This window comes from Dehalococcoidia bacterium, assembly GCA_040902535.1.
Lineage (GTDB): Bacteria > Chloroflexota > Dehalococcoidia > DSTF01 > JACRBR01 > JBBDXD01.
Map to the genome: position 1 here is coordinate 273,899 of JBBDXD010000019.1, position 21,555 is coordinate 295,453.

At 65.0% G+C, this 21,555-nt stretch carries 29 protein-coding genes, 1 tRNA gene, 1 pseudogene and 1 riboswitch; of the genes and pseudogenes, 24 read left to right on the forward strand and 7 right to left on the reverse strand.

Annotated elements, in window-relative coordinates; genetic code table 11:
- Window positions 1–39: 39 nt before the first annotated feature.
- The 3 genes from WEB52_10995 to WEB52_11005 form a co-directional block, all read right to left on the reverse strand.
- The gene (locus WEB52_10995; GenBank protein ID MEX2226964.1) at window positions 40–432 is read right to left on the reverse strand and encodes a DUF2203 domain-containing protein; all 393 of its coding nucleotides are present in this window, start codon (window positions 430–432) and stop codon (window positions 40–42) included.
- Window positions 433–510: 78 nt separating this feature from the next.
- The gene (locus WEB52_11000) at window positions 511–1,872 is read right to left on the reverse strand and encodes a TldD/PmbA family protein (GenBank protein MEX2226965.1); all 1,362 of its coding nucleotides are present in this window, start codon (window positions 1,870–1,872) and stop codon (window positions 511–513) included.
- A 16-nt stretch (window positions 1,873–1,888) separates the two neighbouring features.
- Window positions 1,889–2,368: a phosphoribosyltransferase family protein gene (locus WEB52_11005; GenBank protein MEX2226966.1), complete on the reverse strand. Its 480-nt coding sequence runs from the start codon at window positions 2,366–2,368 to the stop codon at window positions 1,889–1,891.
- 310 nt (window positions 2,369–2,678) lie between these two features.
- Between WEB52_11005 and moaD the strand changes: the two genes are divergently transcribed.
- Both moaD and WEB52_11015 read left to right on the forward strand, forming a co-directional pair.
- Window positions 2,679–2,930, forward strand: coding sequence for a molybdopterin converting factor subunit 1 (gene moaD, locus WEB52_11010; protein MEX2226967.1), 252 nt, complete (start codon window positions 2,679–2,681; stop codon window positions 2,928–2,930).
- Window positions 2,930–3,373, forward strand: a complete 444-nt coding sequence (locus WEB52_11015) for a molybdenum cofactor biosynthesis protein MoaE (protein MEX2226968.1) — start codon at window positions 2,930–2,932, stop codon at window positions 3,371–3,373. Before moaD ends, WEB52_11015 begins: the two co-directional genes overlap by 1 nt.
- 63 nt (window positions 3,374–3,436) lie before the next feature.
- On the opposite strand, the gene WEB52_11020 is transcribed toward WEB52_11015, so the two are convergent.
- A complete protein-coding gene (locus tag WEB52_11020) occupies window positions 3,437–3,724 on the reverse strand; it encodes a zinc-ribbon domain containing protein (GenBank protein ID MEX2226969.1) in 288 nt (95 codons plus the stop codon).
- A 140-nt stretch (window positions 3,725–3,864) separates the two neighbouring features.
- Between WEB52_11020 and WEB52_11025 the strand changes: the two genes are divergently transcribed.
- From WEB52_11025 to WEB52_11070, 10 genes are all read left to right on the forward strand, one after another.
- Window positions 3,865–4,395: an NUDIX hydrolase gene (locus WEB52_11025; GenBank protein MEX2226970.1), complete on the forward strand. Its 531-nt coding sequence runs from the start codon at window positions 3,865–3,867 to the stop codon at window positions 4,393–4,395.
- Window positions 4,396–4,415: 20 nt separating this feature from the next.
- On the forward strand, window positions 4,416–4,913 hold the full coding sequence (locus WEB52_11030; GenBank protein MEX2226971.1) for a DinB family protein: 498 nt from the start codon (window positions 4,416–4,418) through the stop codon (window positions 4,911–4,913).
- Window positions 4,914–5,028: 115 nt separating this feature from the next.
- On the forward strand, window positions 5,029–5,763 hold the full coding sequence (gene trmD / locus WEB52_11035; protein MEX2226972.1) for a tRNA (guanosine(37)-N1)-methyltransferase TrmD: 735 nt from the start codon (window positions 5,029–5,031) through the stop codon (window positions 5,761–5,763).
- Window positions 5,764–5,821: 58 nt separating this feature from the next.
- Window positions 5,822–5,932, forward strand: a riboswitch (TPP riboswitch).
- A gap of 25 nt (window positions 5,933–5,957) precedes the next feature.
- On the forward strand, window positions 5,958–6,824 hold the full coding sequence (thiD, locus tag WEB52_11040; protein MEX2226973.1) for a bifunctional hydroxymethylpyrimidine kinase/phosphomethylpyrimidine kinase: 867 nt from the start codon (window positions 5,958–5,960) through the stop codon (window positions 6,822–6,824).
- Entirely contained in the window at window positions 6,824–7,072 is a 249-nt protein-coding gene (locus tag WEB52_11045; GenBank protein MEX2226974.1) for a hypothetical protein, read from the forward strand. The genes thiD and WEB52_11045 overlap by 1 nt, the downstream gene beginning before the upstream one ends.
- On the forward strand, window positions 7,065–7,859 hold the full coding sequence (locus WEB52_11050; GenBank protein MEX2226975.1) for a thiazole synthase: 795 nt from the start codon (window positions 7,065–7,067) through the stop codon (window positions 7,857–7,859). The genes WEB52_11045 and WEB52_11050 overlap by 8 nt, the downstream gene beginning before the upstream one ends.
- On the forward strand, window positions 7,856–8,536 hold the full coding sequence (locus WEB52_11055; GenBank protein ID MEX2226976.1) for a thiamine phosphate synthase: 681 nt from the start codon (window positions 7,856–7,858) through the stop codon (window positions 8,534–8,536). Before WEB52_11050 ends, WEB52_11055 begins: the two co-directional genes overlap by 4 nt.
- Complete coding sequence (gene thiS, locus WEB52_11060; protein ID MEX2226977.1) at window positions 8,533–8,739, forward strand: sulfur carrier protein ThiS; 207 nt, start codon at window positions 8,533–8,535, stop codon at window positions 8,737–8,739. The genes WEB52_11055 and thiS overlap by 4 nt, the downstream gene beginning before the upstream one ends.
- A complete protein-coding gene (thiO, locus tag WEB52_11065; protein MEX2226978.1) occupies window positions 8,736–9,854 on the forward strand; it encodes a glycine oxidase ThiO in 1,119 nt (372 codons plus the stop codon). The genes thiS and thiO overlap by 4 nt, the downstream gene beginning before the upstream one ends.
- Before the next feature lie 57 nt (window positions 9,855–9,911).
- Entirely contained in the window at window positions 9,912–10,487 is a 576-nt protein-coding gene (locus WEB52_11070; GenBank protein MEX2226979.1) for a DUF2269 family protein, read from the forward strand.
- Window positions 10,488–10,559: 72 nt separating this feature from the next.
- Here the strand turns inward: WEB52_11070 and WEB52_11075 are convergent, their stop codons facing one another.
- Entirely contained in the window at window positions 10,560–11,378 is an 819-nt protein-coding gene (locus WEB52_11075) for a PRC-barrel domain-containing protein (protein ID MEX2226980.1), read from the reverse strand.
- Between the two features lie 641 nt (window positions 11,379–12,019).
- On the opposite strand from WEB52_11075, the gene WEB52_11080 reads away from it, so the two are divergent.
- The 8 genes and pseudogenes from WEB52_11080 to WEB52_11115 all read left to right on the forward strand — a co-directional run bounded on the left by WEB52_11080 (window position 12,020) and on the right by WEB52_11115 (window position 16,687).
- Complete coding sequence (locus tag WEB52_11080; GenBank protein ID MEX2226981.1) at window positions 12,020–12,217, forward strand: CsbD family protein; 198 nt, start codon at window positions 12,020–12,022, stop codon at window positions 12,215–12,217.
- Window positions 12,218–12,343: 126 nt separating this feature from the next.
- Complete coding sequence (miaB, locus tag WEB52_11085) at window positions 12,344–13,624, forward strand: tRNA (N6-isopentenyl adenosine(37)-C2)-methylthiotransferase MiaB (GenBank protein ID MEX2226982.1); 1,281 nt, start codon at window positions 12,344–12,346, stop codon at window positions 13,622–13,624.
- A 3-nt stretch (window positions 13,625–13,627) separates the two neighbouring features.
- Entirely contained in the window at window positions 13,628–13,750 is a 123-nt protein-coding gene (locus WEB52_11090) for a hypothetical protein (GenBank protein ID MEX2226983.1), read from the forward strand.
- A 5-nt stretch (window positions 13,751–13,755) separates the two neighbouring features.
- Window positions 13,756–14,418, forward strand: coding sequence for an NUDIX domain-containing protein (locus WEB52_11095; protein MEX2226984.1), 663 nt, complete (start codon window positions 13,756–13,758; stop codon window positions 14,416–14,418).
- 220 nt (window positions 14,419–14,638) lie between these two features.
- The gene (locus WEB52_11100; GenBank protein ID MEX2226985.1) at window positions 14,639–14,956 is read left to right on the forward strand and encodes an RNase H family protein; all 318 of its coding nucleotides are present in this window, start codon (window positions 14,639–14,641) and stop codon (window positions 14,954–14,956) included.
- A gap of 58 nt (window positions 14,957–15,014) precedes the next feature.
- Window positions 15,015–15,158 (forward strand): annotated as a pseudogene (locus WEB52_11105) (hypothetical protein).
- A 32-nt stretch (window positions 15,159–15,190) separates the two neighbouring features.
- Window positions 15,191–16,411, forward strand: coding sequence for a DegT/DnrJ/EryC1/StrS family aminotransferase (locus WEB52_11110; protein MEX2226986.1), 1,221 nt, complete (start codon window positions 15,191–15,193; stop codon window positions 16,409–16,411).
- A gap of 6 nt (window positions 16,412–16,417) precedes the next feature.
- Entirely contained in the window at window positions 16,418–16,687 is a 270-nt protein-coding gene (locus tag WEB52_11115; protein MEX2226987.1) for a hypothetical protein, read from the forward strand.
- 165 nt (window positions 16,688–16,852) lie between these two features.
- On the opposite strand, the gene WEB52_11120 is transcribed toward WEB52_11115, so the two are convergent.
- The gene (locus WEB52_11120) at window positions 16,853–17,389 is read right to left on the reverse strand and encodes a hypothetical protein (protein MEX2226988.1); all 537 of its coding nucleotides are present in this window, start codon (window positions 17,387–17,389) and stop codon (window positions 16,853–16,855) included.
- A gap of 184 nt (window positions 17,390–17,573) precedes the next feature.
- Here WEB52_11120 and WEB52_11125 point away from each other — a divergent pair, with 184 nt between their 5' ends.
- The 4 genes from WEB52_11125 to WEB52_11140 all read left to right on the forward strand — a co-directional run bounded on the left by WEB52_11125 (window position 17,574) and on the right by WEB52_11140 (window position 20,528).
- Window positions 17,574–18,773, forward strand: coding sequence for an aspartate aminotransferase family protein (locus tag WEB52_11125; GenBank protein ID MEX2226989.1), 1,200 nt, complete (start codon window positions 17,574–17,576; stop codon window positions 18,771–18,773).
- Between the two features lie 226 nt (window positions 18,774–18,999).
- On the forward strand, window positions 19,000–19,359 hold the full coding sequence (locus WEB52_11130; GenBank protein ID MEX2226990.1) for a hypothetical protein: 360 nt from the start codon (window positions 19,000–19,002) through the stop codon (window positions 19,357–19,359).
- A 55-nt stretch (window positions 19,360–19,414) separates the two neighbouring features.
- Window positions 19,415–19,487: transfer RNA gene (locus WEB52_11135), tRNA-Ala, on the forward strand.
- A gap of 21 nt (window positions 19,488–19,508) precedes the next feature.
- Window positions 19,509–20,528: an IS1595 family transposase gene (locus WEB52_11140; GenBank protein MEX2226991.1), complete on the forward strand. Its 1,020-nt coding sequence runs from the start codon at window positions 19,509–19,511 to the stop codon at window positions 20,526–20,528.
- Between the two features lie 132 nt (window positions 20,529–20,660).
- On the opposite strand, the gene WEB52_11145 is transcribed toward WEB52_11140, so the two are convergent.
- Window positions 20,661–21,179 carry a hypothetical protein gene (locus WEB52_11145; GenBank protein MEX2226992.1) on the reverse strand — a complete coding sequence of 173 codons (519 nt, stop codon included), beginning with the start codon at window positions 21,177–21,179 and terminating at the stop codon, window positions 20,661–20,663.
- Window positions 21,180–21,555 lie beyond the last annotated feature (376 nt).

Consider the following 21,555-nt stretch of genomic DNA (forward strand, 5'->3'; position numbering starts at 1 on the left):
TGAGTACCTGATTCGGAGCCGGCGAGGAAGCGCCGTCGTCTAGAGGGCTTGCCGGCCGCCAAACCCGGCGTCGATCTCGTGCCAGGTGGTGATGTGTTCTTCGCCCAGTCGCCAGCAAAGGTAAACGACGCGGCCTTCGCGTTCGCTCGGGAAGTCGAGCAGTCCCTCGTCGAGGCCTTTCAGTTCGACGCCCCATTCATTGAGACGCGCGAGGCGCTCGTTGAGTTGCTGGACGAGCGCTTCCGCCTTGCGGCGCTTCTCGGCTAATGCCTCCTCGTCCTTTACGTGGCCGTTGCCTGTGGCGCGACCTGCCGCGTCGACCAGCGCCTCGCGCAGCACGTCAATCTCGCGCTTGCAGGATTGCATCGCGAGCACTTCGTCACGTGCCTGCGGCAAGAGCGCTTCCGCTTCTTCGAGGGTGAACAGCTTCAAGCTTCACCGGGTGTACGGGCTAGTACAGCGTGTCTACGAGAGCGTACCGCAGCGGCGTGCGCGATACGTTCGTCGAGTTTACATCTCGCTGACGCCGGTGAAGTTCCACGCTCCGATCTTGAGCGCCGGCACGCGCCGCACCCCACCGCCGATGTCGCCGAGGACGAGCATGCTATCGCGGCCTACGGCGTCGACGTGGTTCAGCGCTTCCACGTAGCCCTGGGTGAAGCGCATGCTTTTGACCGGGCCGGCGATCTTGCCGTCTTCGATGAGAAACGTGCCGTCCCGCGTCATGCCCGTCACGACGACGTTCAGGGGATGCACAGTGCGCGTGTACCAGAAGCGGCTGACCCATATGCCGCGCTTGACATCTTTGATCATGTCGGCGGCGGCCGCATCGCCGTTGGCCATGAAGAGGTGCAGGGGCAGCGCGCCGATCGTCGCCCCCGCGGGCAGCGCATGACCTGTGGAGCGCGTGTCGCCTCCCTGCTTTCCCGCGAGGTAGCTGTCCCAGACCACGCCCCGCGCGATTCCGGCTTCGATGAGACTCACAGGTTGCTTCGGCACGCCCTCGTAGTCGAAAGGCATCGGAAGTCCTTCGGCGGCGAGGCCGTCATCCCAGATGGTCACGGCTTCGTCCATCACGCGTTCGCCGATGCGGCCGGACATGAAGCTGCGCTTCTCCATGAACGCCAGTGCGCCGAACGACAGGTACGAGAAGAAGTCCAGCAGGTCGACCACCGCGTATGGCTCCAGGATCACCTCGTACTCGCCGGGCTCGATCGTACGCGGATTGACGCCGCGCAGGGCCTTGTCGACGGCCTCCTGCGCGACGGACTCGCCGTCGATGTCGCCGACGTCCTTGCTCACCCGCGCCGCGTGACCGCTCGACGTCTCGGACATCACGACCGTATTGATGTCGGCCTGGGTCTCACGGTGATAGCCGTACACGCTGAGCGAGTTGGCAAGCGAGATCTCCTGCGAGGTCGTGTGAAACGCGCCCGCCGCCGTCAGTCCCGCGCGCGACGACGCATCGCAGATCTGCGCGACGACGCCCGCGCGTTCCTCCGGGCCACACCGCGCGGTGCGCTCGACGTAGCCCTCGACGGGCGTTATCGGCGCCGGCCTGGGGAGAGAACGGAAGTCTTCGTTCTCGCGCTGGTGCTCCGCCAGTTCGAACGCCTTGGCCGCGACCGCTGCCAGCGCATCGAGCGACGTTTCGTTCGTCGATGCAATCCCGATCTTCTTGCCGATGACCGAGCGTACACGGACATCGACGTCGCTGTGTTCGACGTTCTGGTGAATGTAATTGTTGGCGAAGCGCGTCAGCGCGGAATCGTTCGCGAAGACTTCAACTTCGGTCTGGTCGGCGCGGCTCGCCGAGAGCACCGTCTCGACGATGCGCTTGATCTCCTGCTCGCCCAGCATTGTCGCCTCCATGCTTCCATGTTCGCGCTCAGTCGGCCCTTGCCCACGTCAGGCAGCGCACGCCCGCGGCACCGGCCGCGAGCAGCGCTTCGCTGCAGGCGTCGAGCGTGGCGCCGGTGGTCACCACGTCATCGACGAGTAGTATCGCACGGCCGTCGACGCTATCGCGGCGCGCGGAGAACGCGCCTCTCACGATCGCCAACCGCTCTTCCCGGTGCATCGTTTTGACCAGCGGCGTAGTCGCGCGAACGCGACGCACTGCTGCCGGGTCAAAAGGTAACCCGGCATGGCGGGCGATCTCGCGCGCAAGCAGCGCCGCCTGGTTGTAGCCGCGCGTCCGCTCCCGCGAGGGATGCAGCGGCAGCGGCACGACGAGATCCGCGTCGGATTCACCGAGATGCTGGCACATCAGGCGGCCCATGGGCTCGGCGAGCGACGTCAGACCTCCGTATTTCAGTTCGTGCGTCAGCCGGCGCGCCCCGCCATCCATAACGAACGCCGCGCGCAACGATGCAAACATAGGCGGCGTTTCGGCGCAGTGATGACACAGTCCTCCGGAGCGTACAGGCATCCAGCAGCGTTCGCAGCGCCGGCCGTCGGCGCGCTCGAGCCGTTCGATGCAGTCGCCGCAGAGCAGTGTGCCCTCACGTCCGCAGAGCCCGCATCGTGGCGGGAACAGGAGATCGGCGGCGAATCGCGTGGCGCGGCTGAGGACACCCGGCATGGCGGCGAGTATACGCGCGCCGAGCGCCCGCTGATAGGCATCGCCGACGAGTCCGCTACAATCGATAAAAGCGATAAAGCCAGATGGAGCGTCGATGCCAACCGTGAGCGTGATGCTGTTCGCCGGCCTGCGCGAGATCGTCGGTCAGCGAGAGATCGACGTGACGTTGCCCGAGGGCGCGACCGTCGATGCCCTCCGCGACCGCATCGGCGAAGACTATCCGATGACCCGCGCCGTGCTGCCGACGGTGGTGTGCGCCGTCGGCGAGGAATACGTTTCCGGCGACGAGGCGCTGCGGGAGGGCGACAGGGTGGCGCTCATCCCACCGGTCAGCGGAGGTCGATGATGTTCGGAATCACGAAGGAGCCGCTCGACCCCGAACCGCTCGTCGCGGCCGTCCGCAGGGACGAGAGCGGCGCCGTGGCGCTCTTCTATGGCGTCGTACGGAACGAAAACCTCGGCCGCACGGTCCAATATCTGGAATACGACGCCTACCCGGAGATGGCGATCAAGAAGATGCGAGAGGTGGCCGACGAAGTCCGGGCGCGCTTCACCGTCACCGGCGTTGGCGTACTGCACCGGATCGGGCGCCTGGAGATCGGCGAGACGAGCCTGCTGGTCGCCGTATCATCAGGCCACCGACGGGAGGCATTCGAGGCGTGCCACTTCGCCGTCGACCGGATCAAGCAGATCGTGCCGATATGGAAGAAAGAAGTGTGGGACGACGGCTCGGCATGGATTGAAGGCCACATGCCCGATGTGCCCAGGCCGTCAGAGTCACGCGGCTAGACGCCGAAACGCAACATCGCCCGCAGGGTGTGATCAGCGGGCGATGTTGGCCAGAGACGAGCCTTAGCTTACGACCGATGCACGCTCGCGCTCGAAACAGCTGCTGCAGAACACCGGCCGGTCGAGACGGGGCACGAACGGCACCGTAGCGTCGGCGCCGCAGCCGGCGCACTTCACCGTCGTGCTTTCGCGGCCGGAGGCGCGGTCTTTGCGCCGGTTGGCGCGGCAACCAGGGCAGCGCTGAGGGTCGTTCAGCAGCCCCTTTTCCAGATAGAATCCCTGTTCACCGGCCGTGAACACGAAGTCCGACGAACAATCCCGGCACACGAGCGTCTTGTCTTCGAACGCCACCTCTGCTTCCTCCTTGAGACAGGCTGGGCTTTTAGCGCAGGGTGTGTGCTCAGCCACGGGCGCGAGTGTAGGTGAGCATTCTCGTTACGGTCAAGCAGTTCGGACGCGATATATCCGCTAAACGAGCGAGGATGTCAACTATGTCCCCTGAGCGGCTGTCCACGCCCCGCTACTGCCAGGAGTGCGGCCACTTCCTCGTCGAGCGCTGGGTGGAGGCCGAGCGGCGCAGCAGGCTCCAGTGTGAGAACTGCGGCTTCATCCACTACATGAACCCGCGGGTCGTGGTCTCGATCATCGTCGAGCACCAGGGGAAGGTGCTGCTACAGGAGCGGGCGAACGAGCCGCGAGCAGGCTTCTGGACCTTTCCCGGTGGCTTCCTGGAGATCGGCGAGTTGCCTGAAGAGGGCGCCCGGCGCGAGACGCTGGAAGAGGTCGAGCTGGACGTCATCCCGTCGGTGTTGCAGGGCGTGTACGGGCGGGCGGACGCCGGCATCGTCCTTGTCGTGTACAACGGAGAGAGCGCCTCGGACGACGCACGTGTTACCGACCCGGAGTCACGGCAAGTGCGCTGGTACGCTGTCGGCGAGATTCCGTGGGCAGACCTGGCGTTCGACACGACCGAAGCGGCGCTGCGTGACTGGGTGCGGATGCGAAGCGAGGCCTCGTCGTGATCTCTTCAATCACTGATTTCTTGCGCTACTTCGATGCCGTGCACCGGCGCGCGCGCCGCGATATCGCCGCGTTGCCGCCTGAAGCCGACGGGTGGACGCCGCCATCCGGCGAAGGCGAGAACGGCTGGAGCATCAATACGTTGATCGGGCACATGGCCGGCTCGCGGCTGTATTTCGCGAGCGCATACGTGGGCGAAGGCTGGATCAGCCCGCAGCCGCCGGACGTCAGCCGTCGCGACCTCTGGCTGGACGCGGTCGACGAGAGCGCGGCGAAGCTGCACGCAGCACTCGAAGGCACGCCCGACGCGTGGCTGCGGCGCAAGGTCGCCATGATCGACAGCGCCGGCGCCCTGTCCGGGTGGCGCGTGCTGATGATGATGGTCGAACACGACATCCACCACCGCAGCCAGATCGACACGTACGCCGGGCTCAACGGGTGGGACGTCCCCGACATCTACGGCCGGAGCGCCGAGACGATCATCGGCCTGCAGGGCGCCGAGCGCGCGAAGCACCAGTAGTAAGACTTCTTCCGAAGCCGCGTCGGGCGTACGGGGCTCACGGTGTTAAACAGCCGTCCGGGCTCTGTCGCGCGTTTCGACCCGCGCTCCGTTGGTTCGGGGTAGGCTGTCCCGCATGCGCATCGACATTCTGACGCTGTTTCCGGAGATGTTCGCTGGAGTCTTCGACGCGAGCATCATCGCCCGCGCGCGTGAAGCCGGCGTGGTTGAGATCGCGCTGCATAACCCACGCGATTACACGGACGACAAGCATCACGTCGTCGATGACTACGCGTATGGCGGCGGTCCCGGGATGGTGATGAAGCCGGAGCCGATCTTCGAGTGCGTCGAGGCGGTGCGCGCGGTGGCGGAACCGCGCGGGCGCGTCGTCCTGCTGACACCGCAGGGACGGCTGTTGAATCACGACGTCGTCGAAGAGTTGGCGCGCGAGGACCGCCTGATCCTGATCTGCGGCCATTACGAGGGCGTCGACGAGCGCGTGCGCGAGCATCTCGTCGACGACGAGATCAGTATCGGCGACTACGTGCTGTCAGGCGGCGAGCCGGCGGCGATCGTCGTCGTCGATGCGGTTTCGCGGCATCAGCCGGGTGTGCTCGGCTCGGACCTCTCGCTTGAAGAAGAGTCACACGCACAGGGGCTGCTCGAGTACCCGCAATACACGCGACCGGCGGTATATCGCGAGATGGCGATCCCGGAGATCCTGCTCTCCGGGCATCATGCCGAGATCGCCAAATGGCGGCGCTTGCAGTCGGTGCTGCGGACGGCGCGGCGCCGTCCGGACCTGCTGGCGAACGCCGACCTGACGCCGGAAGAGCGCCGCCTCGCCGACGAAGAGACGGCGACTGACTAGCGCGCACTTGCCGGATGTCATCAGATTGACGTAGCCTGAGATCGAAGCCAAACACATAGAGATGTTCCGCGGGAGCTGGGGTCCGCCCGGCTGAGAGGGCTGCCGAAGCCGCCGACCGCCGAACCTGACCCGGGTAATGCCGGCGCAGGGATCGAACTCACGACATGCGCCTCCCGCCCGGAAGGCGCGTTTTCATGTCCAACGACTACGAGGCAGACATCCCGCGGGCGTTGACGATCGCCGGCAGCGATTCGGGCGGCGGCGCCGGCATCCAGGCGGATCTCAAGACGTTCGCCGCCATGGGTGTCTACGGCTGTTCCGCGATCACCGCCGTGACGGCGCAGAACACGCTCGAGGTCACCGACTGGCTCGCCATGCCCCCTGAACTCGTCGCACAGCAGATTGACTCGGTGATGTCCGACATCGGCGCGGGCGCGGTGAAGACGGGGATGCTCGCCAACGCCGCCATCATCGAGACCGTCGCCGCAAAGCTGCGCGAGTTCGGCGTCGAGCAGATCGTCGTCGATCCGGTGATGGTGGCGAAGGGCGGTCACAAGCTGCTCGAAGACAATGCGATCGCGGCGATGGTCGAGACGCTGTTGCCGCTTGCATCCGTCGTTACGCCGAACCTGCCGGAAGCCGAGGTGCTGGTCGGGGCGCCGATCGCTTCCTGGGACGATGCGCGAGCTGCGGCGGCGCGCATCGTCGCCATGGGAGCACGCTCGGTCGTCGTGAAGGGCGGACACTTCGAGCATGAGCAGACATCGACGGACCTCTACTACGACGGACACAACTTCCGCGAGTACAACGCCATCCGCGTGCGGTCGAAGAACACACACGGCACGGGCTGCACCTTCGCATCGGGCATCGCCGCCGGACTCGCGCGCGGATCTTCGATGAGCGACGCGATCGCGATGGCGAAGTCGTACGTGACGCTGGCCATCCAGCACGCGTATCCGATCGGACGGGGGCAGGGTCCGGTACACCACTTCTATCGATACTGGCAGCCAGTTGGGCCGAAGTACCGCCCCGGTGTGCGCGTGCAAGGGAAGGCGAACTGATGCACCTGTTGATGCGCCGGTACACCCGGTCTGGTTACGCCTCGCGGTGGTTTCTCTGGGTGCTCGCTGCCGCGTTTGTAGCGCTTGCGGTATGGGGCGTCGTTCGCAGCGACTGGCTGGTGCTGACGCTGGCGATCTTGATGGCGGCGGTGACGCTCGCCGCCGTGCCCATCAGCCGCCGGCTCGCCGACGGCCTGCGCGAATCGCGCCGCGCACTCGATGCGGAAAAGGAGGCACGTGATGGATGATCGTCTGACGATCGCCGGCAAGCAGTTCGACTCGAGGCTGTTCTTGGGAACGGGCAAGTACGCGAGCGCCGAGTTGACCGTCGCAGCGCTCGAAGCGTCCGGCACGCAACTCGTCACGGTGGCCATCCGGCGCCTTGACCTCGACAATCCGAACGCGCGGACCGAACTCGATTACATCGATTGGGAGCGCTACCGCGTGCTCCCCAACACGGCCGGCTGCGCGACCGTCGAGGAAGCGCTCTTTACGGCGCGTCTCGGGCGCTCAGTCACTAACTCGAAGTGGGTGAAGCTCGAGGTCATCCCCGACCAGCGCTACCTGCTGCCGGATCCGATCGCCACGCTGCGCGCCGCAGAGACGCTTGTCGCCGAGGGTTTCGTCGTGCTGCCGTACATCCACGCCGACCCGGTGCTCGCCAAGCACCTCGAAGAAGCGGGGTGCGCCACGGTGATGCCGCTTGGTTCGGCAATCGGATCCGGGCAGGGCATCCTGACGCTCGAAGAGATCCGCATCATCATCGAGAATGCGCGCGTGCCCGTCGTCGTCGACGCCGGGATCGGAGCGCCTTCGGACGCGGCGCTCGCGATGGAGATCGGCGCCGACGCCGTGCTCGTGAACACCGCCGTCGCGAAGGCCGCCGATCCACCGTTGATGGCCGCCGCCATGAAGAAGGGCGTCGAAGCGGGGCGTGACGCATTTCTCGCAGGGCGCATCGAGTCGAAGCGATTCGCTTCTGCGAGCAGCCCGCAGGAAGGCATGCCCGTCGAGCGAGAGGCGAGCCGGACGTGAGGATCGCCGAGCGTCGCGCTCGATTATCGTTTCCAGCGCTGGTGCTCGTGACCGACAGCGCCCGCCAACCGCAACGTGAGACGACGGGCGAGGCGTGGCTCGATGACATCGTCCGGGAAGCAGTGCTCGGCGGCGTGAGCATCGTGCAACTGCGTGAGAAGCATCTCGAACGCGGCGACCTTATCGCGCTCGGGCTGCATATCCGCGACGCGATCGCGGGGCGGGCGATGCTGTTCGTCAACTCGAACGTCGATGCGGCGATCGCGCTCGGTGCTGACGGCGTACACCTGCCCGAGCGCGCGCTGCCAACGGGCGCCGTTCGCGATCGCGTCGGTGAACGCATGCTGATCTCGCGAGCCGTGCACTCCATCGATGCCGCGGTGCGTGCCGAGCGCGCGGGCGCCGACGTGCTGCAGGCCGGCACGCTCTTCGCGACGCAATCCAAACCAGGCGCGCCGCTCCTCGGACCGAATGGGTTGAGCGAGGTGTGCGCTGCCGTCGACCTGCCGGTCATCGCGATCGGCGGCATCGACGCACAGAACGCCGCCGAGGCGCTGGGCGCCGGTGCGCAGGGCGTTGCGGTCATCGGCGCGATACTCAACGCCGACGAGCCGAGAGAGGCGGCAGCGGCGCTGCGCCGCACCATCGACTCGATCGGCCTGAGCGGCGCCGCATGAACATCACCGTCAACGGCAAGCCCCGCCAGATCGATGCGGAAATGGATCTGCCGTCGTTTCTGCGTGCGTACGACGTCAACCCCAGGCTCGTCGCAGTGGCGATTAACGGCGATGTGATCCCCAGGGACCAGTACAGCGGCGCCCGCGTGCGCGAAGGCGATGCCCTGGAGATCGTGCGCATGGTCGGCGGCGGCGCTCGATGACCGAAGGCGAACAGGCGGACGTCCTCATCATCGGCGGTGGCATCGTCGGCTGCGCTTGCGCGTACGAGCTGACGAAGCGCGGCGCGACGGTCACCCTCCTCGAATACGGTAAGGCCGGCATGCAGGCGACAAACGCCGCCGCCGGGATGCTCGCACCGCTGAGCGATGCCTCCGGACCTGACGCGATGTTCCGGGCAGGGTTGGAGGCGCTGCGCGCGTATCCGGCGCTCGTCGCCGAACTGGAACAGGAGTGCGGCTTCGACCTCGAGTACCGCCAGGAGGGAATCCTGCGAGTCGCGTTCGAGGACACTGACGCCGCGGAGCTGCGCCATCGCTTTGCGTGGCAGCGCGAGATGGGCTTCGACGTGCGGTGGCTCGGTGGCAACGCGTGCCGCGAGATCGAGCCGCGCATCACGTCGCGGTCAATCAATGGCGTCCTGTCGCCGTCCGAGGCCACCGTGAGCAATCAGCTCGTCGCGCTCGCGCTCGAGCGTGCGTCGCGCAAGCGTGGCGTCGCAGTCCGAGAACACTCGCCCGTTACACGCGTCAGGCGGTCGCAGGAACGCGTCGTGGCGTTAGATGCGGGCGGCGAGACGTATCGAGCCGAAGCGATTGTGCTCGCAGCGGGCGCGCGTTCGGGGCAGGTCGCCCGCAAGATGGGCATCGCGCTGCCGGTATTTCCGATCCGCGGCCAGATGATCGCGTTGGGCGGCATGGCATGCCCGATCGGACGCCCGGTCTGGGGTCCGGAAGGCTACCTGGTGCCGCGCGTGAACGGACTCGTGTTCGCCGGCGCAACGGTAGAGGACGTGGGCTTCCGGCGACGGACCACGAAAGGCGGCGCGCGCGCGATGCGAGCTATGGCCGCTCGCCTCGTGCCGCAACTGAGCGCCGCGAAGGTTCACTTCGAATGGGCTGGCCTGCGTCCAGCCACCGCCGACGGCCAGCCCATCATCGGGCCTGTGCCCGGCAGTAACGTGATCGCCGCGACAGGCCATTATCGCAACGGCATTCTGCTGGGGCCGCTTACCGGCTCATGGGTCGCGGCGGGCATCGTAAAAGGCACTTGGGACGGCGTGCCGCCAGAGTTCCGCTACGAACGACTCTCCGGCTGACGCGCGCTCCCCTGCTCGCTCCGGCGCGCCTATAATCGATGAGGGAAAGGAGGCCCGATGCCAGAGAGCTACGAGTGGGCTCTATTCTTTCATCTGCTCGGCGTGTTCCTCATCTCCGGTGCTGCTGTGTCGAGCGTGCTCGTGCTCGCGTTCATGCGGCGGTCGCGTAACGTGCAAGAACTGCGACTCTGGGCGAACCTGGCGGTGATCGTCGACCGTATCTTCCCGCTCGCGATCATCGTGCTGATCGTCGCCGGCATCTGGCTGGTGGAGGACCGCGACTGGTCGTGGGGTGACGGCTGGATCAACGTATCGTTGATCGGGCTGATCTTGATGACCGTCTTCGGCTTCCTCGTGATCACGCGTAAGCTCGTCGCCATCGATACAGCCGCCGGCGATGCCCCCGACGGCGCGATACCGCAAGTGCTCGCCGCACAGATCCATGACCCCGTGCTCTTCGGGGGCACGCACGCGCTCACGATGGGCGTGCTCGCGATCATGTGGAACATGACGACGAAGCCGGGCGATGCGCAGGCGGGCATCGTACTCCTGGCGGCCATTATCATCGGCGCGGCGTCGGCGTATCCGATGGTGCAGCGCCAGCAGGCGATCATGGAAGGCAAGCGCCAATAGCCGGGGGCTTGGCCGCATGAACGAAGAGGCGGGCACACGCCCGCCTCTTTTGCTCAGTCTCGCGATGCGCGCTCAGCGTTCGCGCACGTGCGAGACGATCAGCCGGCCTTGTCCGATCGACACGATGTCATCGGCATGGATGCGCCTCCGGCGGCCAAATACGCCACCACGCGCTTCGACGCCGGCGATGCGGCAGTCGTTGGTGATGAGCACCTTTCCGACCTTGCCGACGTCGTCGCCCTGATCCGTCGTCACGCGCACGCCCTCAAGATGCACGCCCGCATCTGCGAACTCGCGTTCGCGCCCCTTCGTCGCGAAGGCTTGCATGTTCGACTCGGACTGGATCGTCACGGCGTCCTTTCCGAAGCCGCGCACGTATTCGCGTTCCACGAACATGCGCCCGTCTTTCATGCCAGCGGGCGCCACGACGAGCGCAAGTACGGCGAGTTGTGCCGGGTCGAAGAGGACGTCCTTCACGGTGCCGACCTCTCGGGCCTCATTGGTCGTCACGACGGTCATGCCCGTCACGTCCTTGACGTCGCGAGTCGCAGCCGTGCTATCGCGGCGTACGCGGCCACCGTCGCGTTCCTCGGCGCGACCAGCGGACTGCGCGACGGCTGACGACCGCACATCCCCTGCGCGGACGACGTGGTGCTCGCGCCGGAACACATGTGCCGCGAGCGACAGGATGATGCCGCCTGAAAGCCAGACAACTCCGTCCTCAAATGGTTGGGCGCTACTGCCAATCCTGTCGAAGGCCACGAGCACACCGATGACGCCTGCTGCGACGGCGGCCGCTGCAAGTAACGTTGCCAGGCTATTGCCGAGCCACGTCATTACGTCGCCGCCGGCGCGTGGGCGTGACCGGGGTACGCTGTCGGTCCGTTGCATATCGCACCACTCCTTCGCTAGATGCACTGGCCATCGTCGCACTGCTCACGTCGCAGTGGCGTAACATCGCGCCCGCACACACTCTCAGCGACCGCGCAGGTCAACCGGGGAGTGGCGGCGCGGGAGGCTTCGGCGGTCCCGGAGGAGGCGGATCCGGATCGGGTTCCGGTACGCGGGGCGGTTGCGACGGCGGCGACGCCGGCACGGGCTGAGGCTGCGTGGACTCACCGGGGGGATGATTGGCGCACGCGGCACGTCCGGCACGACAGCCACCGGCTTGGGCTCGTTGGGATCCGGCGGCGTCGGGATCGTCGGCGGACGCGGAGGCGGCACCGGCGCGGGCGGTTCGGGCATGGGCGGTTCCGTCGGCGCGGGCGGGATGGTTGGCGGGCGTGGAACGTCTGCTGTCAGTCTCATGATCGGCCTCTCTTCCCTCGAAGTGTGGCAGCGGGGGGTTGCGCGCGACCGCCACGCGGACAGTCCCGCCTTTCGTGCGCATTGCAACCGCTGCGATGCGAAGCGACGAATGTACCGCCGCCACCGGCCGCAATCCATCTGCGATGTCCCGCCGCCAACGCTGTATCGGGCGGGCGAGGCCGCGCATTGCATAGTGGATGTGCATTAGGAAAGGGGTGTTTCCGTTGGACAAGGACAAGTGGGAAGGCCGCGGCGAGCAGATCGCCGGCAAGGGCAAGGAAATGGCCGGTAAAGCCACCGGCGATGAAGAGCAAGAGGCAGAGGGTCAGGCCGACCAGACTGGCGGCAAGGCCAAAGAAAAGTTCGGCGAGGCGAAGGAGAAGGCCGGCGACACCGTCGACAAGTTCAAGAAGAAGATGTAGCTTCGCTGAACCACGCGAGGCGGCGGACCAATCCGGTCCGCCGTCTCGCATTTTCAGTAGATCACAGGGCTGGCGGCGGCGGCGCCACGGGGCAGCCAGGTACCCTGTTGGTAGAATGACCAGCGCATGAAATACCACATCTGGACCGTCGGCTGTCAGATGAACGTCGCGGATTCGCGCAAGCTCGCCGCGGGGTTCGACCGCGCCGGCTTCGTCGCCGTCGATGGCATCGACGACGCCGACCTGGTCGTCCTGAACACGTGTTCCGTGCGCGAGCATGCGGAAGACCGCGCGATCGGCCAGCTCGGGCGACTGAAGAAGCGCCGACGGCTCGGCGGAGACTTCAAGATCGCCGTCATGGGGTGCATGGTGGGACCCCGCCACGATGACCTGCGCAAGCGCTTTCCGTACGTCGATGTGTTCGCGCGCCCGCAGGAGTTTGCGCCGATCATGGCCGCCGCCGGCGTCGCCGACACGGGCGGCGAGTTCTGGCCGTCGACGTTCGCGCAGCCGGATGCCGTCACGGCGTTCGTGCCGGTCATCCACGGCTGCGACAAGTTCTGCACGTACTGCATCGTCCCCTACCGGCGAGGACGCGAGAAGAGCCGTACGATCGCCGACATTCGCAACGAAGTCGAGCACTACTGCGCGCGCGGCGTCAAGGAAGTGACGCTGCTCGGCCAGACCGTCGAGGCGTACGGCCACGACCTCGTCGAGCAGCCGGATCTCGGCGACCTGATGCGCGCCATCCACGACATCCCCGGTCTGGAGCGGATTCGCTTCCTGACGTCGTACCCGAAGGACATGACCCAGCGCATCATCGATGCGGTGGCGGAGTTGCCGAAGGTCTGCGAGAACTTCAACATCCCGGTGCAGGCGGGAGACGAGGCGGTGCTCGACCGCATGCGCCGAGGCTACACGATCGCGGAATATCTTGAGAAGTTCGCGCTCGTACGCTCGAAGATCCCGTACGCCGCGATGGTCACCGATGTCATCGTCGGCTTCTGCGGTGAGACCGATGCGGAGTTCCGCAACACGTACGATTTGCTCGAACGGCTGCGCTTCGACAAGGTGCACGTAGCCGCCTACTCGCCGCGACCGGGGACGATCGCGCATCGGAAGATGGCCGACGACGTCCCTTCCGACGTCAAGCAGCAGCGCCTGCACGCCATCGAACAGCTCGAGACGCGCATCTCGTTCGAGATCAACTCGGCGCTGCTTGACAGCGAACAGGAAGTGCTCGTCGAAAGCCGCCGAGATGGACGTTGGAGCGGTCGTAACCGGCTCGGCAAGCTGGTACACTTCGATGGCGATGCGCACATCGGCGATCTGGCTCGCGTGCGCATCGATCGGGCGACTGCCTGGTCATTGCAGGGAACAGCGCTCCCCGCGCCAATAACTGCCTAACAGATGTTCGCTTCATACGAGATCATCGTGTTGCCGCTGCTGACGGGCATCGGCGTTTTCGCGCTCGTTGGTCTGATCTGGAATCTGACCGAAGGGTTCTTCGAGCAACGCAAGGATCAGCGATAGCCCCGGTGGTTCGCCCCGAAGATACCAGCACGCCGCTCGTTGCGGTCGTCGTCGTCATCCTCACCGTCGTGGAGGATGACCTGTGTGTGCTGCTCATTCGTCGCAGCGGGGAGCCATTCCGCGAATTCTGGGCGCTGCCCGGCGGTTTCCTCGCGGAAGGCGAATCGCTCGATGCGGCGGCGGCCCGCAAGCTCTTCGACGAGACCGGCGTGCGCGATGTCTACCTGGAGCAGCTCTTCACGTTCGGCGAACTCTCCCGCGGCGATGACGCCCGGCGCGGCGTCGCGGTGGCGTACTTCGCGCTCGTGCAGCACGGGCAGGTGCGGCTGCGCCAGACGGAGGCATGGCAACCGGCGTGGCACAACGCGCACGCATTGCCGCGACTGGCGTTCGACAACAATATCGTCGTCGACTACGCGATCCGGCGGCTGCGCTCCAAGCTCGAATACACGAACGTCGCATATAGCCTGCTGGCGAAGCAATTCACGCTCAGCGAACTGCAGCAGGTGTACCAGGCGATCCTCGACCGCGAGTTGGACAAACGAAACTTCCGCCGGCGCATGCTGTCGCTCGGCATCATCAAGCCCGCCGGCGGCACCCGCATGGAAGGCGCCCACCGCCCCGCGCAGCTTTACACCTTCGTCCGCCGCGAACCGATGACGGTGTAGGTTGATCGTCAGTCGTCAGTGTTCAGTTGTCAGTTGTCAGTTGTGACTGAAGCATCAGGCAGGGGAGAAGCTTTCCCAGGCGACCTTATTCAACAATGAACAGCCGGATGACCACGGGAGAACGATGAACAGCACGTTCACATGTCGTGATTGCGGGAATCAGTTCACGCTCGCGGCGAGTGTATCCGCTCGATATCCCAACTGGACGCCGGCGCAATGCATGTCCTGCCGCAAGGGACCTCGTTCGGCGCCGCGAACCACGGAGGCGGCGCTGACGGCATACACCGCCGGGCCGCAGGATGGCATCTTCACGGACGGCGGCTGCGATCCGAATCCCGGCCCAGGCGGTTGGGGCGCGGTTAAGGTGATAGACGGCGAGATCACGGACGAACGACATGGGCACGCGCCGAACACGACGAACAATCAGATGGAGCTTCGCGCGCTCATCGAAGCGTTCAAGATGGCCGGCCCGGATGAGGAGATAGCAGTCTACTCCGATAGCCAGTACTGCGTGAGCACGATCAACATCTGGGGCTGATGGCTGGGCGAAGAAGGGCTGGAAGAGGGGCAAGGGAGCGGGCGCCGTCAAGAACCTTGACCTCGTGCAGGAGTTGTACGAGCTCAAGCGCTCCCGTCCCCACGCGAGCGTGACCTGGGTGAAGGGGCACGGGGGCACGCGCTGGAACGAATACGCGGACGCGCTCGCCCAGAGATGGAAATCGTCCGCAGACGGCTCCTAACGCACACTCGACTCGCGCGCTAACCTAGCCCCATGCCAAACCTTGCCGTCAAGGGCGGGACACCCCTCCGCACGAAGCCGTGGCCTGCGTGGCCGCAGTTCGACCACCGCGAGACGGAGGAACTGACGCGCGTCGTCGAGAGCGGCAACTGGGGCGGCTTTCCTTCGCCGAACGCCGTCGGCGGCGAGTTCGCGCGCAAGTTCGCGGACTTTCACGGCGCGAAGCACGGCATCACCACGACAGGCGGCACGACGGCGCTCGAGATCGCGCTCCGGGCAGCCGGTCTCGAGCGCGGCGACGAGTTCCTTGTGCCCGCACTCACCTTCTACGCGACGGCGTTCGCGGGGCTGGTGCAGGGCTTCAAACCCGTGTTCGTCGATATCGAGTCCGATACGTGGTGCATCGACGTCACGCAGATCGAACGCCATATCACGCCGGACACGCGCGCGATCTTGCCGGTGCACCTGGGATCGCGCATGGCCGACATGGACGCTATCGGCGAGATCGCGCGCAAGCACGATCTGAAGGTGATCGAGGACTGCGCGCACATGCACGGCGGCTTCTGGCGCGGCAAGGGGGCAGGCACGCTTGGCGATGCCGGCGCATTCAGCTTCCAGTCATCGAAGCTGATGACGTGCGGCGAAGGCGGCATCATCATCACGAACGACGACGACATGGCAGCGCGATGCGCGGCGTACATGAATTCTGGCCGCGGCGACACCGCGGACCGCACGAACGCCGAAGGCACGATCCTCGGCTGGAACTATCGCATGACGGAGTTCCAGGCGGCGGTGCTGCTCGCACAGCTCGAGCGGCTCCCGCGCCAGATCGAGACGCGCAACCGCAACATCGAGCACTTCGAACGGCGCATCGCCGGGATCGAAGGCGTAAGCACCTTACCTCACGACGATCGCGTCACGGCGCGCTCCGGCTACGGCGTCGTGCTCCGTTACGACGCAGATGCGTGGGGCGGCGCATCGCGCAACCGTTTCGCGCGGGCGCTCTACGCTGAGGGCATGCGCATCGAGGCGGCGTTCTACGTGCCGGTGTACAAGTCTCCGCTCTTCGCATGGAAGGACGCGTCAATAGACGTTGATTACAGCGAGACCAGTTGTCCCATTGCGGAACGCGCCGCGTTCAAGCAGATGATCTGGCTGCCGCACGACATCTTCCTCGGCAGTGAGTCCGACATCGACGACCTCTGCAACGCGATCGAGAAGATCCGCACGCACATCGATGAGCTGGCGGACTGAAACGCGATGGCTGCGCAGATATCCGTCGCGATCGCAGAGGCGGACGACGGCTGGCTCGCGACCGTTACGGTGCGCGATGGTGAACGTGCGACGGAACACAGAGTCGCAGTCCGCCCGGAGACGTACGAGCTTCTGACCGGCGGGGCCGTCACGCCGAAAGAACTGGTGGTTGCATCATTCGCGTTTCTGCTGGAACACGAACCGCAGGACGCGATCCTGAAGCGCTTCGACCTGGCGGTGATCGGGCGCTACTTTCAAGCTACGAGCTCGATATGAAGCGACGCTTGGGAAGGGGATAACCGGCGTGGAGTACACCTACATGCACGTCGGCGAGATGCAGTGCTCGCGGACGACACTCCGCATCGCCGGGCGCTGACGCTCTCAACACGGGAAGAGGCGCGATCATGACGACCGCGCCTCTTCGTCATGGGGGCTGCGAAGTTACGGAGTGTCGTCCTCGTCGTCGAGCGGGTTGTCGACGTCCGGAACGTCGTCATCGTCGCCGTCAACGTCGTCATCGGCGCCGTTGTCGTCATCGCCCGGGTCGTCGCCGCCCTGCAGCGGCCCGTCATCGTCGTCCTCCGCCGCAACGTCGGCGATGTCCTCGCCGATCTGCGCCGTCACTTCCTGCTCGATGGCGGGGAAGATCGTCTTCACCTGGTCGTACGCTTGCTGGTCCTCGTCGTCGATGGCGTTGTCGAGCTCGTCGCAAAAGTCATCGACCTGTTCGTCGTCCGTGCCGTCCGCAAGCTCGTCGCAGTTGTCCTTGATCGTGCCGCGCACGTCATCGGACGCGCCGACGATGTCGGTCGTGCCGAGAAGCGCCGTGCGGAATTGCTGCAGGCTTCCCGCCAGATCGCGTGCCTCGTCCGCGTTCTCGTCATCGTCGTCGCCACACGCGCCGGCAAGCGCGACCAGTCCGGCGAGCGCGAGCGCCGTAACGAGCGACATCCATCTGTTCTTCCAACTCCAACTCATGGTGCAAAACACCTCCTTGCTCGCGAGCGTACGACTCGTGAGGAACGGCGACCGTCGCGAGATGACGGCCGGACATACCAGAACCATCGCGCGGACGCGCTTGATAGCCGCACGACATACCGTGCGCCGTCCCGCCGAGGACGTCTGCGAGCCGTTTGTTATCCTGCGGCGACGGAGGACAATCATGGACGATTGGCGAGCCAAGGAAGCGAAGTACTTCATGCGCGCGGGCAAGCGCATGGACCTGCTCGCCGTACGGGGCGAGGGCAGCTATCTCTACGATGAGACCGGCAAGCAATACTTGGACTTCTTCGGCGGTCCCGCGACGATCAGTCTCGGCCACTCGCACCCGGTCATCGTCAACGCGCTGATCGACCAGGCGCAGCAACTGATCCACGTGTCGAACCAGTTCTACTCCATCCCGCAACTCAGGCTCGCGGAGCTGCTGATCGAGCATTCGTGCTTCGACCGTGTGTACTTCATGAACAGCGGGGCCGAGGCCAACGAGGGGGCGCTGAAACTGGCGCGCAAGTGGGGCAAGGAGAAGAAGGCCGGCGCCTTCGAGTTCATCGTCACCGAAAACTCGTTTCACGGGCGCACGCTGCAGATGATCACAGCCGGCGGCACCGAGCGCTACAAGGCGCCATTCGCGCCCCTGCCCGAAGGATTCGTGCACGTGCCGTTCAACGACGTTGCGGCCGTCAAGCGCGCAACGTCATCGAAGACCGTGGCGGTGTTCATAGAGCCGATCCAGGGCGAGGGCGGCATCAACGTGCCCGATGACGACTACTTCAGGCAGCTTCGTGGCTGGTGTGACGACCAGGGCATCCTGCTGATCTTCGACGAGGTGCAGACGGGCTGCGGCCGCCTCGGCGAGTTGTTCGCGTACCAGGTGTACGGCGTCGAGCCGGACATCATGACGCTGGGCAAGGGCATCGGCGGGGGCGTGCCGCTCTCGGCGTTCCTCGCGAAGGAGCACGCGGCCGTCTTCACGCCCGGCGACCATGGCAGCACCTACGGCGGCGAACCGCTGACCACGCGCGTCGGCTACGAAGTGATGAACTACATCATCGAGAACGACGTCCCCGCGAAGGTGCGCCGCGACGGCGAGACCGTCGCACGTCGCCTCAACTCGCTCGTCGACCGCTGTCCGCACGTCACCGAGGCGCGGGGCAAGGGATTGATGTGGGCCGTGCAGTTTACGACCGACATCGGCGAAAGAGTGACGAATGCGGCGCTCGCGGCGGGGCTCATCGTGAACAACGTGCGTCCGAACGCCGTGCGCCTGGCGCCTCCGCTGACGATCGGCGAGGACGAATTGGAGCAGGGGCTCGCGATCCTCGAGCACATCATCGAAGCAGAGGCTCCGTCGCCGCCGAAGTGAGCCGTTCGGCAGCGGCACCCGGGGCGCGGCGGTCCAATTGTTGGGAATGTGCGGTTAAACGCACCCTGACCCCCTCCCCATAAGCATCTAACGTAGATGGTGCGCGTAGCACTACCACACTATTACACAATGGCACAGGCCAACGGAGATTAGTGGCATGAACGACCATCCTGCTATTGACACACGAGCATCTATGCCTGATGATCCACCACCAGAGGTTGGAGTAATGGCATCGCAGGAAGTCCGGCAAGCACGTACCGCTCTGGTCACTGAGCGCCGGGAACTAGCGGAGAAGATTCGACACATCGATCTGGCGATTCAGGCGCTTGACGGCGTGCTGGGTACCAGCTTCCGCACACGCACGAGCCGCAACGGCACCAGTATCAAGCTTCGGGTCTACCAGCTATTGCGGGAGCATGGAGCGCCCATGCACGCATCGGCCATCGTTGACGCGCTGAAGGCGCAAAACGTGGCGCTGAGCGAGAAAGACCCTCGCGCCGTGGTAGTTACAGCAGCACGGCGCTTGATCAAGGAAGGCAGGGCTGAGAAGGTCGGCCCAAATACGTTTCAGGCAGTAGGAGAGTAGGCAAAGACGGGACGCCCCAGCTACCAACTAGAAGCGTCCCGTCCAAGTGTTTCGAGAGCCGGTGGCGAAGTGGTTAACGCGCAGGGCCTGCACCCCTGTATGCACGGGTTCGACCCCCGTCCGGCTCTCCTACCAATAAGGATCATACCATGCACAGCGAACCCAAGAGGAAGGGTGATCTCCAATCTCTCGTTGACGGAACCCTGACCGAGGCCGACGCCCGCGCCCTGCTGGAAAGCTGGCGCTGGCCCAATGGCATCGTCTGCCCGCTGCCTCACTGCGGCGGCTCGGGGGCCTACCGCATCGAGGGGAAGGCCAAGAAGCTGAAGTCAGGGCGGATGCAAGGCCCGCGCTCCCTCTACAAGTGCAAAGCCTGTAAGCGCCAGTTCAGCGTCACCAAGGGCACGATCTTTGAGGACTCCAAAGTACCGCTCCGCACATGGCTGATCGTCATGTACCGCATGTGCTCGTCAAAGAAGGGCGTCTCCGCTCGCCAAATCGGGCGCGAGTTTGGCTTGACCCCTGAAAGCGCATGGTTTCTCTGTCACCGCGTCCGCCACGCGATGCGCGATCAGGACACTACACCGCTGTCAGGCATCGTCGAGGCCAACGAAACATGGATCGGCGGGCGTCCGCGCGGCCACCGTCTCCACCGCGCCGCTGCGATCCACAGGGCCAAGTACAAGGGCGAGAAGTCGCCGCGCACCATCGACATGGAGCGCAAGACTCCTGTGTTCGGCATACGGGAACGTGGCGGGCGCGTGCGCGTCATGCCGATGCCGGGGATCACACAACACCAGGTCGAGCGCAAGCTGCTAGAAAATCTGCTACGCGGAAAGACGCGGCTGATCACCGACGAGCACAAGTACTACCACTGGATAAGCGGAGCCTTCCCGCATGACGTGATCCGCCATAACTCGGAGTACGTGCGCGGCGACATTCACACCCAAGGGATCGAGTCGTTCTGGTCGATCCTGAAGCGCGGGATCATAGGGACGTATCACCACGTCGATGCTGGCTACCTCGGCCCGTACACCGCCGAGTTTGCCTTCCGGCACAACACGCGGGAGATAACCGACGCAGAGCGGTTCAGGGCGTTGATCGGCCAGATCGAGGGCCGCGTTGACTGGTACCTCGGGAAGCAGGCTTCCGCTTCGGCTTCGGAGTAGAGACCGCTCGCTTCACCGCTTCCTCAAAAGGCACGTCGATCTTGATCGGTTTGTCGTACTTGGACTTGCGTTTCGCCATGAAAGGAGGTGCCCCCGATGGATCAGTGCGTCCACCGCATAATACGAGACCCCCTAACGGGGGTCTTTCTTTTTCTTCATATGAGATTTCGCGCGATTCAAGGCCACCTCATAAGGGCGACCGTCTGGAAATGGTAGATCGACTGCATGTCCTCCACCGATGTCTGGGCACCATACGTTTGTACTGTGGATAGACAACCGACGCAGATAATGTCCGCCACCATCCTGCTCGACGAGTGGTAAACGATGGTCCCGGCATCGCGCTTCCAACTCTGTCTGCGGCCTTTCGCCGCGCTCGTTGATCACCTCCACCCACAAGATGCCGTCCAACACGATACGCCCTAAGCGCGGGCGGGCGACGGCAAGATATGCGTCTCTAAGCGAGCGCCCCAGTGCAAGTGCGCCACCAGCGCACGCTATCGCGACGGCCACCAATACGGGCGGATCAATTTCGTAGACAATCGCGGCCCATCCTGTCACGGCAGCACTCGCGAAACCGGAGACAATGACAGGGGTAAGCGCGTTGGCCGCGATGTTGGAGGCGAAAGTGGCAACTGCTGCGACGACGCGCATGCCTGCGATCCTACGCGGATGCCATTGCTCGATCTACGATCCATAACTAACCCTCACCTACAGGAGAGGGTGCGCTTGACACGCACATTCCCCAATTGTTTCACGTGAAACATTAGTTCTACTCCGCGGTGCGTCCCTATCTGTCCGGAGTGACGTGAACCGCTTGGAGTTCATCGCTGAAATGTGCGATGCGGCGGCGCTCGCTGTGCAAAACGGATCGTCGGCGTTATCGTCACTACCGGAGAGCGATCAGGAGGGCCGCTTGCGTGGTTGCGGGCGCCTGCGCTTGCTCGCCGGCGCCTCACGGGCGCCTGTCAGCCCGACTGACCTGCCCCCCGAAAACTGATCCAGTCTAAATGAGCGTCCTCCGGGATAA

What these genes read in the sequence shown, in the direction of transcription:
- WEB52_11000 (MEX2226965.1), bottom strand. Translation starts at nt 1,872, where the DNA reads ATGGAGGCGACAATGCTGGGCGAGCAGGAGATCAAGCGCATCGTCGAG.
- moaD (MEX2226967.1), top strand. Translation starts at nt 2,679, where the DNA reads ATGCCAACCGTGAGCGTGATGCTGTTCGCCGGCCTGCGCGAGATCGTC.
- WEB52_11015 (MEX2226968.1), top strand. Translation starts at nt 2,930, where the DNA reads ATGTTCGGAATCACGAAGGAGCCGCTCGACCCCGAACCGCTCGTCGCG.
- WEB52_11025 (MEX2226970.1), top strand. Translation starts at nt 3,865, where the DNA reads ATGTCCCCTGAGCGGCTGTCCACGCCCCGCTACTGCCAGGAGTGCGGC.
- trmD (MEX2226972.1), top strand. Translation starts at nt 5,029, where the DNA reads ATGCGCATCGACATTCTGACGCTGTTTCCGGAGATGTTCGCTGGAGTC.
- thiD (MEX2226973.1), top strand. Translation starts at nt 5,958, where the DNA reads ATGTCCAACGACTACGAGGCAGACATCCCGCGGGCGTTGACGATCGCC.
- WEB52_11045 (MEX2226974.1), top strand. Translation starts at nt 6,824, where the DNA reads ATGCACCTGTTGATGCGCCGGTACACCCGGTCTGGTTACGCCTCGCGG.
- WEB52_11050 (MEX2226975.1), top strand. Translation starts at nt 7,065, where the DNA reads ATGGATGATCGTCTGACGATCGCCGGCAAGCAGTTCGACTCGAGGCTG.
- thiS (MEX2226977.1), top strand. Translation starts at nt 8,533, where the DNA reads ATGAACATCACCGTCAACGGCAAGCCCCGCCAGATCGATGCGGAAATG.
- thiO (MEX2226978.1), top strand. Translation starts at nt 8,736, where the DNA reads ATGACCGAAGGCGAACAGGCGGACGTCCTCATCATCGGCGGTGGCATC.
- WEB52_11070 (MEX2226979.1), top strand. Translation starts at nt 9,912, where the DNA reads ATGCCAGAGAGCTACGAGTGGGCTCTATTCTTTCATCTGCTCGGCGTG.
- WEB52_11075 (MEX2226980.1), bottom strand. Translation starts at nt 11,378, where the DNA reads ATGCAACGGACCGACAGCGTACCCCGGTCACGCCCACGCGCCGGCGGC.
- miaB (MEX2226982.1), top strand. Translation starts at nt 12,344, where the DNA reads ATGAAATACCACATCTGGACCGTCGGCTGTCAGATGAACGTCGCGGAT.
- WEB52_11090 (MEX2226983.1), top strand. Translation starts at nt 13,628, where the DNA reads ATGTTCGCTTCATACGAGATCATCGTGTTGCCGCTGCTGACGGGCATC.
- WEB52_11100 (MEX2226985.1), top strand. Translation starts at nt 14,639, where the DNA reads ATGTCCTGCCGCAAGGGACCTCGTTCGGCGCCGCGAACCACGGAGGCG.
- WEB52_11110 (MEX2226986.1), top strand. Translation starts at nt 15,191, where the DNA reads ATGCCAAACCTTGCCGTCAAGGGCGGGACACCCCTCCGCACGAAGCCG.
- WEB52_11115 (MEX2226987.1), top strand. Translation starts at nt 16,418, where the DNA reads ATGGCTGCGCAGATATCCGTCGCGATCGCAGAGGCGGACGACGGCTGG.
- WEB52_11120 (MEX2226988.1), bottom strand. Translation starts at nt 17,389, where the DNA reads ATGAGTTGGAGTTGGAAGAACAGATGGATGTCGCTCGTTACGGCGCTC.
- WEB52_11125 (MEX2226989.1), top strand. Translation starts at nt 17,574, where the DNA reads ATGGACGATTGGCGAGCCAAGGAAGCGAAGTACTTCATGCGCGCGGGC.
- WEB52_11130 (MEX2226990.1), top strand. Translation starts at nt 19,000, where the DNA reads ATGGCATCGCAGGAAGTCCGGCAAGCACGTACCGCTCTGGTCACTGAG.
- WEB52_11140 (MEX2226991.1), top strand. Translation starts at nt 19,509, where the DNA reads ATGCACAGCGAACCCAAGAGGAAGGGTGATCTCCAATCTCTCGTTGAC.
- WEB52_11145 (MEX2226992.1), bottom strand. Translation starts at nt 21,179, where the DNA reads ATGCGCGTCGTCGCAGCAGTTGCCACTTTCGCCTCCAACATCGCGGCC.